Here is a 13446-nt window from a genome sequence, read left to right as displayed (position 1 = left end):
GGCTATTGGAGAGGTCAGGAGAGTGTGATGACGGAGATGCGGCAGCGCGCATTCCGGCCGATTGCGGCAGTCTCCGACGGTGGAAGCGATATGGGCTCCCTACAAAAGGCGGCGCCGAGTTCCGTTTGATGCCCGCCGATACGACCGATGCCTCAGTCCACCTCGTCGATTGGATATCCGGATCGATCGCGATACCCGAGGCGCAGGGAAATCTGCCGAGCCGCGTGCTGCAGCGGCTCGACCAGCGCGTTGAGATTCTTGAGCGAGAGGCGCTGCACGGGGCCGGCGATGGCGATCGCGCCGACCACATCCGATCGCGCATCATGGATCGGCGCGCCGACAGCGCGGATGCCGAGTTCGCTTTCCTCGTCCTCCAGCGCGTAGCCCAGCCGGCGGACATTGGCGAGCAGCCTGCAGAGCTTTTCCGGATCGGTGACCGTTTTGGGCGTACGCGGCAGCATAGGAGCGGCCGTGATCGCGGCAATCCGGCTTTCCGGCTGGAAGGCAAGGATGGCCCGACCGGCGGCGGTGCAATAATAAGGAACGCGCATGCCGATCTCGGCGCCCATCCGTACCGTCTGACGGGAATGCTGGGTGCGGATATACATGATCTCCGGCCCGGCGGGGACTGCGAGCAGCACGGTCTCGTCGGTATCCCGGCGCAGGTCGATCATGAAGGTGCGGGCTTCGGTCGACAAGTCCATGCGATGGCGGACGAGCGATCCGAGGCCGAAGAGGCCGAGCCCCAACCGATAACGGCCGGTTTCGGGATTCTTGTCGAGAAGGTCTTCGGCGGCCAAGGTCGCGACGAGACGGTGGACTGTGCTCTTGGCGAGGTCGAGCCTTTTGGCAAGCTCGCTGATGCCGATCTCGGCTTCGTCGCCCGAAAAGGCCTTCAATATCCGGATCGCCATGGAAACGGACGAGAGCCGGTTTTTCTGCTGGCCCGTTTCATCCGGTTCCGGGGTATCAGTTTCCATTCCTGCTCCATCGAGGCTCGATTGTGGCAGCGTATAGCATGCGGTTTCCGGAGCTGGAAAGATTCCGCGAGTCGTGCATACCGCGAGCGGAAATACCGTTTGCGTCCTTCGACGGTATGTTCCGGCCCGCTTCCGCTGAGCTGGCCGATCAACTGGCGGTGAGATGCCGGGATCCCGCATTGCCAATTCTCGCCCATCGGACAATTTTCATTCCGGTCGTTCCGGGGCTTTCGCCATAGGCAAGTGTATTGTATACATGGCGAGGCTTTGGAGGAGCCGGTGCTGTGTGTCAGGAACCCTGATGAGTCCTGAGGCATGGCGAGGAAAAGCTAGCAGTCGCCTGTATTTTACATCGTGATATGCGGGTAGCTGGCCGATTAGGGAGGAATGAGGCCGTATGCAGCAGCTTGCCGGGGCCACAGCGGCCGACCAGGACACGCTTCTGGACATCCAGAACCTGACATTGTCGTTGCGCGACGAACTGGGCTGGGTCGAGGTCCTCAACAATGTTTCGTTTTCGGTGAAGTCGAAAGAGATCCTCGGCGTCGTCGGCGAGAGCGGCTGCGGCAAGTCCATGACCGCGTTGTCGATTTTGCGGCTTCTGCCGCTGCGGGATTCCCGCATCGGCGGTCGGATCATGTTCGGCGGCGAAAACCTTGCGACCTGCTCGGAATCGCAGATGAACCGCATTCGCGGCCGGCACATCAGCATGATTTTTCAAGAGCCTATGAGTGCTCTCGACCCTGTCTTCACCGTCGGCTACCAGATCGAGGAGACGCTCAAACGGCATTTCAAGCTCGGCCGCAAGGAGGCTGCGGAGCGTGCCGTCGCAGCGCTCGATTCGGTCGGCATCGCATCGCCGGCGCGCGTCGCGCAACTCTATCCGATGAACCTTTCGGGCGGCATGCGCCAACGCGTGATGATCGCCATGGCTCTGGTCTGCGAGCCGCGCCTCCTGATCGCAGACGAACCGACCACCGCCCTCGACGTGACGATCCAGGCGCAGATCATGGATCTCCTCCTGGGATTGGCCGACCGTACCGGAACGGCGATCATGTTCATCACCCACAATCTCGGCCTGGTGGCGCAGAGCTGTCATCGGATGGTCACGATGTATGCAGGACAGGTCGTCGAAAGCGGTCCGGTGAGGGACGTGATCTCAGGTCCAAACCATCCTTATACGGCCGGGCTCCTCCACTCGATACCGGACAGCAACCGGGCGCGCGGAACGCTGCCCTCGATCGCAGGTCGCGTTCCCTCGCTGCGCCATATGCCGGCGGGCTGTCGCTTCGGGCCGCGCTGCAGTCATTCGGCCAAACCCTGCGAATTACCCCAGAGCATCGAAAATGCCGGCGCCAGGGAAGTGCGCTGCAATCGCTGGGGACAACTCGAACTCGGGAGTGTCGGAGCATGATTGGAGGCATTTCTTCCGGACAGGCGGCACTCAAGGTCGACAACCTGCATGTCAGTTTCGGCAATGCGCGACGCGGCTCGCTGATCCGTGCCGTCGACGGCGTCAGTTTCAGCGTGCGCAAAGGCGAGATTTTCGGCGTGATCGGGGAGTCCGGCTCAGGCAAGTCGACGCTCGGACGCTGTCTCGTCGGACTGCTGAGCCCCAGCGACGGCGGCGTGCTGCACGGTGACATCGACCCGTTCAAGTTTTCCCGCCGTGAAATGAACCGCCATCGGCGCAAGTACCAGATCGTCTCGCAGGATCCGAATGCGGCCTTCGATCCGCGCATGACCATTCTTCAGAGCGTCTGCGAACCGCTCAACATCGCGGGCGAGGGGACGCGGGCGGAGCGGCGCGAAAAGGCTTTCGCGATGCTCGACCGGGTGTCGCTTTCGCCGGAAATGGCCAACCGCTATCCGCACGAGATTTCCGGTGGCCAGAAACAGCGCGCCAACATCGCCCGCGCGCTGATGCTCGATCCGACCGTGATCGTCTGCGACGAGGTGGTCGCGGCGCTCGACGTCTCGATCCAGGCGGATATGCTCAACCTGTTTTCGCGGCTGCAGGAACAGCTCGGCCTGACCTACGTCTTCATCAGCCACGACCTGAGGGTGGTCAGCCATATCAGCGACCGGGTGGCGGTGATGTATTTCGGCAAGATCGTTGAGGTCGGCCCGGCCCATGCCGTCATGGAAACGCCGCTGCATCCCTATACGGAGGCGCTGCGGTCCGCGGAACCGGAAATCACCCCGGCGGCGAACGATGCCAAGCAGAGGATTATCCTGCAGGGTGAGATACCCAGTGCGCTTTCGCCGCCGAGCGGCTGCCGTTTCCATACCCGCTGTCCGCGGGTGCGGGATATGTGCCGCACGGAAGAGCCGAAACAGCGCGAACTGCTGCCCGGGCGGCATGTCGCATGCCATTTCGCCGAAGAGATGCTCGCGCAGAGCGAAGGCAGGGGCGCCGGCCATGCAGGGCGCGGCACCGCCGATCGGGGCGCATCCGGCACGGAGGCGCTGACGTAAAGCAGTTCTTGCCGGAGCTTCAACTTGGGGAAGGGAATAGGGCGGTTCGGCAAGACGGGAAAAGCAGAGTTTGTAGCGGCCGGGCACGGCCGGTCATGATCATGGAGGAGAAGACATGGCCCGAAATCTATTTGGAAATACGCCGGACATCACCCGTCGTTCGCTGCTGGCCGGCACGGTCGCTGCAGGCGGCATGGCGCTTTTACCGGCGAAGGCGCGCGCTCAGGCCCCGCAGCCGAGATCGGGCGGCACGCTGAGGGCCGTGATGCCCTTCAATCCGGCTGCGCTCGACCCTCTGACGGGTCGCAACAATCCCGATTTCAACGTGCTTTTCATGCTGTTCGATGCGCTGATCGGCTTTGATCCGGCAACGCTCGAACTCCAGCCGATGCTGGCGACCTCCTGGAAATTCACCGATCCGAAGACGCTGGTTCTCGAACTGCGCCAGGGGGTCGAGTTCCACGACGGTACGCCGTTCAATGCCGAAGCGGTGGTCTTCCATCTGCAGCGCTCCATGACCTACGAGCGTTCGAACATCAAGTCGGACCTCGCAGTCATCGACAAGACCGAGGCGACCGGCCCGTACCAGGTCTCGATCAAGCTGAAATATCCGGACGCGACACTGCCGGCGGTCCTCAGCGACCGTGCCGGCTGCATCGTATCGCCCGCCTCGGTCAAGGCGGCCGCAGGCGGCAATGTCGATCGCGCACCGGTCGGGACCGGCCCATTCAAATTCGTCGAATGGCAGGACAATACCGTCATCAAGCTGGTGAAGAACGCCAACTACTGGGGCGACAAGCCTTATCTCGACGGCATCGAAATGCGCATCGTCAACGAGTTCAACACGGCCGTCCGCACGGTGACCGCCGGCGAAGCCGATATCGTCCTCAACATGAGCGCCCAGCAGATGGCGGTCGCCAGGCGCGATCCGAAGGTGGCGGCGGAAGCTTCACCGTCGATGATCTACTATACCTCGTTCCTGAACTACGGCGACGGTCCGCTGAAGGATGTTCGTGTTCGTCAGGCGATGAACTGGGCGCTCGACCGGCCGGTGCTCAACCAGGTTCTCTGGGGTGGTCTCGGCGGGGGGCATTGCAGCATGTTCCCCACCGGCTTCTGGGCCAACGATCCGACGACCGAAAATTTCTACACGAAAGATCTCGACAAGGCGAAGGCGCTGCTCAAGGAGGCCGGCCTGGCGAATGGTGTCGAAATCCAGACATTCACCTGGGCGGACCAGGCAGCGGTGCAGCGCCAGGAGGTGGTGAGCGCCCAGCTCGCCGAGGCCGGCATCCGGCTGAAGGTAACCCCGGCCCAGCCGGCACAGACGATGCAATACTTCCTGACCGAAAAGAAGGGCCATATGCTGCTGACGCCGACGGGCGGTCTGCCTGATCCGGCAACAACCTATGACCGGCAGTTCTCCGCGACGGCCTATCGCAACGCCGCCAAGATCGAGCTGCCGGGTTATCGCGAGTTGATGGACGCATCCATGAACGAGTTCGACAACGCCAAACGTAAGGCGGTGCTCTACAAGATGCAGCGTTTCGTGCTCGAAAACGCGCTGCACCTGCCGCAGTTCACATCCGCCGGCATCATCGTACGCTCGCCGAAGGTGCAGAGCTTCGCCTTCGGCCTGCTGCAGCGCCCGCGTTTCCACAAGGTGTGGATGCAGGCTTAAAGCCAAGACGATGCGGTGCCGCGGGGCGATGATCGCTCCGGGCGCGCCCGGAATTGATGCGGGGCGGGCTCGTCTGCCCTGCATCCACTGGCATCAATTGTGGATCGACGGAGTATTGATGATGTACGGCGTCCCCGGGATGGTTGCGCGAAGGCTCATGCAACTTTTGCCCGTGATGATCGTGGCCACGTTCGTAGTGTTTTCCCTTGTCTATCTGATGCCGGGCGACCCGGCGCTGATGATCGCGGGTGACTATGCGACGCCGGAACGCATTGCGGAAATCCGTCAGATCTATGGTTTCGACCGGCCGATGCTGGTGCAGTATTTCGCTTGGCTCGCCAATGTGCTGCGGGGCGATCTCGGCCGTTCGCTGTTTTCCAACGAGGCGGTTCTCACGCTGATCCTGGCGCGTTTGCCGCATACGATCTTGTTGGTGCTCTATTCGCTGTTGCTCGGCGCGATGATCGGCGTGCCGCTCGGCATTCTTGCCGCGACCCGCCAGGGCACCCGGCTCGACAAGTTCATCACCAGCGTCGCCTCGCTCGGCGTCGCCATTCCGAGTTTCTGGCTCGGCATCATCCTCGTGACGCTGTTCTCGCTCGGTTATCGCTGGTTCCCGGCCACCGGCGCGGTATCCATGTTCGAAAATCCCTTCGAGGCGGTCTATTACGCCACGCTTCCGGCAGTCGCACTCGCCACCAGCGTCGTTGCGGTGCTGGCAAGACAGGTGCGCAGCGCACTGCTCGAAGTGCTCGGCTCGCAATATATCCGCACGCTGCGCGCAAAGGGACTGAGCTCCCGCGCCATCCTCTGGAAGCACGGGCTCCGCAACGTCTCGGCGACGATGCTGACCATTGCCGGCCTGCAGATCAACCGTCTGTTCTCCAGCGCCGTCATCATCGAGGCGGTCTTCGCCGTGCCGGGCGTCGGCAACCTCATCAGCTATTCGGCGCTCAACAAGGATTTCCCGGTGGTGCAGGGCGTAGCGCTCGTCCTCGTGCTGGTGGTGATCTTCACCAACCTCCTGGTCGACGTGCTCAACGCGACCTTCGATCCCAGAGTGGCAGCTTCGACATGACCGATACGACGAACATGACCTCCGTGACCGAAAGCCCTGTCAAGCCAGCTCAGCGGCCGGCTCTGCCGGCGCCGGCGCGCTTCCGTTTCTGGGCATGGCTCTGGTCCGACAAGCGGGCGCTGATCAGCCTCGCCTATCTTGCCATCCTGGTTCTGGCGGCGGTTTTCGCACCGGTATTGGCGCCCTATCCGCCGAACCAGCAGAATCTGATGGATCTGCTGATGCCGCCGAGCGCGCAGCACTGGCTCGGGACGGACGATCTCGGCCGCGACACGCTGAGCCGGCTGATGTACGGTTCCTACAACGCGCTTTACGCAGCAAGCCTGGCCGTGGGCATCGGCATCGTGATCGGCGTGCCGCTCGGCGTGTTCATCGGTTTCGTCGGGGGCTGGATCGATGAAGTCGGCAGCCGTATCATCGACGGCGTGCTGGCCTTTCCGCCGATCGTGCTCGCCGTTGCGGTCACGGGCGCGCTCGGCATCGGTCTCACCAATGCGATGATCGCCGTCGGTTTTGCTTTCGCGCCGGTGCTCGCGCGAACGATGCGGGCGCAGACGCTGGTGGTAAAGAATGCGCTCTATGTGGAGGCGGCGACGGGTTTCGGCGCCTCCCGCCTGCATCTGATCCTGCGCCATATCCTGCCGAATGCGATCCAGCCGGTGATCGTCGAAGTGACGTTGATGCTGGCCGTAGCACTTCTCGCCGAAGCCGGGCTGAGCTTCCTGTCGCTCGGTGTCCAGCCGCCCGAGTCGAGCTGGGGCGGCATGCTGGCGCGCGCCTACCACTATGTCGAGGTGGCGCCGGAACAAATGTATGCGCCGGGCTTCGCCATCATGCTGACGGCGCTCGCGTTCAATACATTGGGCGAATCGATCCGCGTGCTCCTCGATCCGACGATCAAGCGCGGGTAAGAGGGCTTCCCCTATCCAGAAGAAAACAGCCCGACCAAGGCCGGGCTGTTCCGCTATCGTCTGTCCGCCTTGCTCAAGCCTTCTGGTCGAGCCAGACGCGGTGGAAACGCGGCGAGTGCAGGCGGTCGTAGTGCCAGTCCTTGACCTTCTTGTTGCGGATCGACATGGCGGCGGAGGTGACCAGCGGCAGATGGAGCGCCTGTTCCACGACGAAGCGCTGAAGGGCTGCGAAGGCCTTCTTGCGCTCTCCCGCGTCGGCGGAGGTGCCGGTCGCGTCGAGCAGTTTTCGGAATTGCGGATCTTCCACCTTGCCGGCATTAAACTGGCCGGTCGCGCCGAACAGCCGCTCGTAGGTCTGGCTCGGATCCAGCCAGCCGCCCTGCGGGTTGAGGATCATCGATCCCTTGCCTTCGATATAGAAGAACTGGTTGACCGTTTGCGGCGGGGAGGGCGTGACCTTCAATTTGATGCCGACCTTCGACAATTGGTCGGCGACCACTTCGAGGCGCTGGATCGAGGTCTGGTCCGGCCAGCTCCAGGTCTCGACCTCAAGGCCATTCGCGTATCCGGCCTCCTTCAGCAGCGCGCGCGCCTTATCCGGATTGTGCTGGTAGAACTGCGCCGTTCCGGCATCGACCGCCCAGAAATCCTTCGGGAACATGGTCGAGGTCGGCTCGCCGAGGCCCAGCATGATGATCTTGTTCAGTTCGTCGCGGTTGATGGCATAGTTCATCGCCTGCCGGACCCTGATGTCGTTCAGCGGCGGCTTGGCGAAATTCATCATCAGCGTGAAGAAGATCATCGAGGGATTGGCCTCGGCTGTCAGGTCCGCCATGCGACGCGCAGTGGCGATCTGCTGCGCAGCCATGTTGAGCGCGAGATCGGTCTCGCCGGCGGTTACCGTCCGGGCCGCGGTGTTCAGCTCGTTGATGATCCGGAAATCGATGCCGTCGAGATAGGGCAAGCCGGCCTGCCAGTAGTCCGGGTTCCGGGCGACCTTGATCAGCGCGTTGTCCTGCCATTCCACGAATTTGAAGGGGCCGGTACCGACCGGCTTGCGGTCGACATTGCCGTCGGCAGCCGCCTTGATCGAGGCTGGCGAAACGATGCAGCCGACGCGGCCGGTGAGGATGGTCGGCAGCGAATAGTTCGGCTGCTTCAACTTGATCGTCACTTGGCTCGGGCCGGTGACCGCCACGGATGCCACCGAAACCAGATCCGACTTCACGTTGGAGCGCGGGTCATTCATCGATCGGTCGAAATTGAACTTCACGGCCTCGGCGTTGAACGGCGTGCCGTCATGGAATTTCACGCCGCCGACGAGGTTCAGCACCAGTGTCGTGGGGTCGGAGTAGTTCCAATCCTTGGCCAGCATCGGCTTCAGTTCGAGCGTTGCCGGGTCGAAGGCGATCAATGCGTCGAACAGCGCATAAAGCGCATTGAAGTCCGGCACGTTACGCCCGGTTATCGGGTCGAGTGCAGCCGGATTGAATGGCATGGCAATGCGCAGTGTGCCGCCCGGCACGGGTTTGGTCGCCTGGGTAAGACCGTGCCGGGGAAACAGCATTGTTCCGCCGAGCATTGCCGCGGACGCGAGAAGCGTCCTCCGGTCGATCCTGCTGCTGATGATGGATAGTTTGCCGTTCTGCTTTTCGCTCATCCTCTGGGCTCCTCCCCGATGAAACAGATTGCTGAAACAAATTCATGTCAGACAGGCAGGAGTGCATACATGAGTGTCCGCAACACCGGTCCTCCTCCCGAGCCGCAGGCCTCCCGCCGAACCAAAACCTACAACAGGAGTGTTGCCGTGTATACTTTTACCTTCAAAAAGCCTTTCTTCGAAGCACCGCCTATGCCATGATCATCTGGGAGGCTGCGATCGTATGACCATCGCATCTTGCAGGTTTTCCGTGCTGGGTACGGCCCGGGAATCGCAAGATGCGCATGTGCCGGTTGCGGGAAGTGGAGGAGTGAAGCATGGGTGCGTTCGAGCGTTCCCGGACCTATGATTATATCATCGTGGGCGGCGGCACGGCAGGTTGCGTTCTCGCCAATCGGCTGTCGACCGATCCGGCGGTCGAGGTGCTGATGATCGAAGGCGGCGGGGAGGGCCGCGGCTTCTATGTCGACATGCCGCTCGGCCTCGCCTTCCTGATCGGCCGGCCGCAATATGACTGGCTCTACAAGAGCGATCCCGAACCCTATCTCAACGGCCGCCAGATGCCATTGCCGCGCGGAAAAATGCTCGGCGGCAGTTCGGCGATCAACGGGCTCATCTACGTGCGCGGCCATGCCTATGACTACGACCACTGGGCGCAGCTTGGGAACCGTGGTTGGTCCTGGGAAAGCGTGCTACCCTATTTCAAGCGTTCGGAGGCTTTCCAGGGCTTGCCTCTTGAGGCGCATGGCAGGGAAGGCGAATGGGCGGTTTGCGATCCCAACGTGCGCTGGGAGGCTCTGGTCGCCTATCGGCAGGCGGCAATCGAGCAGGGAATTCCCGCCGCGGAAGACTATAATTCGGGCGACAACGAAGGCGTGGCCTTCTTCGTCGCCACCATCAAGAACGGCGTGCGGCACTCCACCGCCAAGGCGTTTCTCGAACCGGTCCGCAACCGCAGCAACCTGACCGTCGTCACCGGCGCGCTGGTCGACCGGGTCACCTTCGATGGCAAGCGGGCGAGTGGCGTCCTCTTCAGTCTGGATGGCCAGGTCCAGGAGGCCAGGGCCGGGCGGGAGGTCATCCTGTCGGCGGGGGCATATAGTTCACCGGCCATCCTCGAACGGTCGGGTATCGGCGCGCCCGAGGTGCTTGCCAAGGCAGGGATCGAGGTGCGGCACGACTTGCCGGGGGTCGGCGAAAACCTGCACGACCATTGGCATATCCGGGTCCAGCATCGTCTCTCCAACACCCATACGCTGAATACGCGCGGCGGTACGCGGCTCGGTCGGATGCTGCTCGGCGCGCAGTACCTTGCGACGAAGAAAGGGCCGCTCGGCGGCTCCCCGACGCTGCTCGGCGCCTTCCTCAAGGCCAATCCGGATGCACCGGCTCCGGAAATCCAGATCCATGTCTCCGGCTCCACCTCGCCGAGCTTCGGCGGTGCGATGCATCCGTTCCCGGGCATCACCTCGTCGGCCTGCATCCTGAGGCCGGAGAGCCGCGGTTATTGCCATGTGGCGGGTAGGGACCCTTCGGTTCAGCCGCACATCGTCCATAACTTCCTCAAGGAGGATGCGGATCGGGAAATCCTGATCGGCTCGATCGAGGCCGTGAGGCGCATTGCGGCAAGTTCCGCCATGGCCCGCTTCCAGCCGGAGGAGATCGCCCCGACCTCGGCGGTTCGGACGCGTGACGAGATGCTCGATTATGCGCGCCAGACATTGAATACCACCTTCCATCCGGTCGGTACCTGCAAGATGGGCCGCGACCATATGGCGGTGGTGGATGACCGGCTGAAGGTCCATGGCCTTTCCGGCCTGCGGGTCGTCGATGCCTCGATCATGCCGGTCATCACCTCCGGCAATACCCAGGCCCCGACGGTGATGATCGCCGAAAAGGCAGCGGATTTCATTCGGGAAGAAAAAGCGGAGGCGCAGGCGGCGTGAGGCCGGCCACGCGAGTGCAGCATATGTCAACAGTGAGCGAGACGCATACGAAGATGCCTAGATACGAAATCGCCGGAGCGATCGATTGCGACGTCCACCCGCCGACACCTCGCCGGGCTGATCTGCTTCCTTATCTTGACGACTACTGGCAGGAGATCGTCACCTCGCGCGAAATCGACGTGCTGGAACTGATGGGGTATCCGGAGCGGAGCCGCCCCTATATGCGGCCCGGCTGGGAATGGGGCGGCGATCCTCTGGAGCAGATGCAGAAGAACCTGCTCGATCCGCTCAGCCTCGAATGCGCCATCCTCAACGTGGTTTCGGGCGTCCATGCGCTGTTCGATCCCTATCTGGCGGCAGCCGTTTGCCGCGCTACCAATGACTGGCTGGCCGACAAGTGGCTCGATCGCGACAGCCGGCTCAGGGCGTCCATGCTGGTGCCGTTCCAGAATGTCGACGCGGCGGTGGAAGAGATCGAGCGCCGGGCCGACGACAAGCGTTTCGTGCAGATCCTGACACTCGCCATGACCGAACTGCCGCTCGGCCGGCGCACCTACTGGCCGATCTACGAGGCGGCCGAAAAGCATGGCCTGCCGATCGGCATCCATGCGGGGTCGAACTTCCGCCACGCGCCGAGCCATAGCGGCTTCCATTCGTTCCTGATCGAGGACCATGTGGTGCAGCCGCAGGGCTTTTCGACCCAGGTGGCGAGCATGATCGCCGAGGGCGTTTTCGTCAAATATCCGAACCTCAAGGTGGTGCTGATCGAATCCGGAGTCACCTGGGTGCCCGCCCTGATGTGGCGGATGGGCAAGGACTGGCGCGGCACGCGCATCGAGGTGCCTTGGGTGAAGGACGCGCCGGGCGACATCATCCGCAGGCATGTGCGCATGACCTCCCAGCCGTTCGATGGGCCGGAGGATATCGCGGATGTCGCCAAGACGCTCGACCATCTGCTCAGCGATGATATGCTGCTCTTCTCCTCGGATTATCCGCACTGGCATTTCGAGGGACTGGACGTGCTGCCGGAAGGGCTGCCGGAGGCGAAGCTGAACAAGATCCTTCGCGACAACGTTCTTGCTACATATCCGAGACTTGGAGGCTGATTATGGAAACTCCCGTACTCGAACGCACCGAAGACAAGGCCCAGATGCAGGGCGTCGTGGATTGCGACGTACATCCGGCTTTTTCGAAGCCGGACCAACTCAGCGACTATCTGCCTGAACGCTGGAAGGCCCATGTGCGGGATTATGCCGTCCGTTCGGCGAACCCGCTGTTCGGCACGCTGCCTTACCCGCGCATGACGCCGGGCAACGGCATGCGGCGCGATTCCTGGCCGCCGAACGGCGGTCCGCCGGCATCCGATCTTGCCTTCCTGCAGAAGCAGTTGCTCGACGAATGCAATATCGACTATGGCATCCTGCAGCCGCTCGCGGCCGGCAGCATGGCGTTCAACCAAGAGCTTGGCGCGGCACTCTGCGCGGCCCTCAACGACTGGCAGATCGACAAATTCGCAGGGCCCGAGCCGCGCCTCAAGGCCTCGATCTGCATCGCCCAGGAAGATGCGAAGGAAGCTGTCGGCGAAATCGACCGCCGCGTCACCGACCGCCGTTTCGTGCAGGTCGCCATGCCGCCGCGCACATTGGAACCCTGCGGCCGCCGCCGCTACTGGCCGATCTATGAGGCGGCGGAACATTACGGCCTGCCGATCGGGCTACATACCAGTGCCTTCGGTTACCGGCCCAACACCCCGTCAGGCTGGACATCCTTCTATCTGGAGGAGCATTATGCGGCCTCCAACAGCCTTCAGACAGTGCTGACCAGCATGATCCTGGAAGGTGTGTTCGAGCAGTTCCCGAAGCTGAAGATCGTGCTCGTCGAAGGCGGATTCTCCTGGTTGCCGTCGCTTGTCTGGCGTCTCGACCGGGAATGGAGGCGCATGAAGAGCGAAGTTCCGCACGTGAAGCGCAAGCCGTCCGAATACGTGCGCGAGAACTTCTGGTACACGACGCAGCCGATCGAGGAGCCGGAGAACAACCGGCATCTCCTCGATATCCTGCGGTGGATCGGCGTCGACCGGCTGATGTTCTCGACCGACTATCCGCACTGGGACTTCGACGATCCGCGTTACGCGTTCAAGGTGCCGCTGACCCCGGCAGAACGATCCGCCATCTTCCGCGACAATGCGGTCCAGCTGTTCGGCCTGAAATAAACAGGACACTGACGCATGGGCAACGCACCGACGTGCGCCATACGGCGCGCGCTGAAAATATTGCTCTGACGCATCCAAACTCGTCTATGCCTAAGGCGACATCGCCTATACGCGCTTTGTCCGCGCCCGCATGATTTGACAGATCTCACCTAAATTCGTGGCTGCAACATGTGATACGCAATCTATGAGATCTCCGCGGCAAGCGACGAAGCCCTCAGTCTTTCGTCTTGTCAGCCAGATTTCGTGGCCCTCCCGATCAACATCAGATGTGCTGCCGACGGACGCCGTTATCGATTTATCTGTCTGGTGGAACCGGACGCGGATCGGCTGGTTCGGTTCGTCAGCACCAATTGATGAGAAAGCCACGATGATTAAGTTTGTAGCCGCAACCCTGATCGTTACTCTTGCCGCCGTAAGCAGCGCGGCAGCTCAATCAGTTCCGAGCCCCGGCAACGCCGCCGGCGGCGCAACGGGAGCAAGCGAAGGACCGGGAAATGTTG

Annotated in this window: 10 protein-coding genes; 8 read left to right on the top strand and 2 right to left on the bottom strand. The window is 62.3% G+C overall.

Translation table 11 applies throughout. From position 1 onward, the window contains the following. Positions 1-152: 152 nt before the first annotated feature. Complete coding sequence (locus DMO26_RS08490; protein WP_117191613.1) at positions 153-980, bottom strand: IclR family transcriptional regulator; 828 nt, start codon at positions 978-980, stop codon at positions 153-155. A gap of 397 nt (positions 981-1377) precedes the next feature. Between DMO26_RS08490 and DMO26_RS08485 the strand changes: the two genes are divergently transcribed. The 5 genes from DMO26_RS08485 to DMO26_RS08465 all read left to right on the top strand — a co-directional run bounded on the left by DMO26_RS08485 (position 1378) and on the right by DMO26_RS08465 (position 7128). Beyond that, positions 1378-2394, top strand: coding sequence for an ABC transporter ATP-binding protein (locus tag DMO26_RS08485; protein WP_117191612.1), 1017 nt, complete (start codon positions 1378-1380; stop codon positions 2392-2394). Further along, positions 2391-3458: an ABC transporter ATP-binding protein gene (locus tag DMO26_RS08480; protein ID WP_117191610.1), complete on the top strand. Its 1068-nt coding sequence runs from the start codon at positions 2391-2393 to the stop codon at positions 3456-3458. The genes DMO26_RS08485 and DMO26_RS08480 overlap by 4 nt, the downstream gene beginning before the upstream one ends. Positions 3459-3573: 115 nt before the next feature. Continuing rightward, positions 3574-5139 carry an ABC transporter substrate-binding protein gene (locus tag DMO26_RS08475; protein WP_117191609.1) on the top strand — a complete coding sequence of 522 codons (1566 nt, stop codon included), beginning with the start codon at positions 3574-3576 and terminating at the stop codon, positions 5137-5139. Positions 5140-5257: 118 nt separating this feature from the next. Next, positions 5258-6217, top strand: a complete 960-nt coding sequence (locus DMO26_RS08470; protein WP_117191607.1) for an ABC transporter permease — start codon at positions 5258-5260, stop codon at positions 6215-6217. Further along, positions 6214-7128 (top strand): ABC transporter permease, encoded by a 915-nt coding sequence (locus DMO26_RS08465; RefSeq protein ID WP_117191606.1) that lies wholly within the window; start codon positions 6214-6216, stop codon positions 7126-7128. The genes DMO26_RS08470 and DMO26_RS08465 overlap by 4 nt, the downstream gene beginning before the upstream one ends. 73 nt (positions 7129-7201) lie before the next feature. Here DMO26_RS08465 and DMO26_RS08460 read toward each other — a convergent pair whose 3' ends face one another. After that, positions 7202-8788, bottom strand: coding sequence for an ABC transporter substrate-binding protein (locus DMO26_RS08460; RefSeq protein WP_117191604.1), 1587 nt, complete (start codon positions 8786-8788; stop codon positions 7202-7204). A 317-nt stretch (positions 8789-9105) separates the two neighbouring features. Between DMO26_RS08460 and DMO26_RS08455 the strand changes: the two genes are divergently transcribed. The 3 genes from DMO26_RS08455 to DMO26_RS08445 are packed head-to-tail and all read left to right on the top strand — an operon-like array spanning position 9106 to position 12946. After that, positions 9106-10734: a GMC family oxidoreductase gene (locus DMO26_RS08455; RefSeq protein ID WP_117191603.1), complete on the top strand. Its 1629-nt coding sequence runs from the start codon at positions 9106-9108 to the stop codon at positions 10732-10734. Between the two features lie 53 nt (positions 10735-10787). After that, positions 10788-11840 carry an amidohydrolase family protein gene (locus DMO26_RS08450; protein ID WP_117191602.1) on the top strand — a complete coding sequence of 351 codons (1053 nt, stop codon included), beginning with the start codon at positions 10788-10790 and terminating at the stop codon, positions 11838-11840. A 2-nt stretch (positions 11841-11842) separates the two neighbouring features. After that, positions 11843-12946, top strand: a complete 1104-nt coding sequence (locus DMO26_RS08445; RefSeq protein ID WP_117191600.1) for an amidohydrolase family protein — start codon at positions 11843-11845, stop codon at positions 12944-12946. The last annotated feature ends 500 nt before the right edge of the window (positions 12947-13446 follow it).

Origin of the sequence: Rhizobium terrae, assembly GCF_003425685.1 — a bacterium.
In the GTDB taxonomy this organism is placed as follows: domain Bacteria; phylum Pseudomonadota; class Alphaproteobacteria; order Rhizobiales; family Rhizobiaceae; genus Neorhizobium; species Neorhizobium terrae.
The sequence above is the reverse complement of the archived record's forward strand: the minus strand, read 5'-3'. Positions and strand labels throughout refer to the sequence as shown.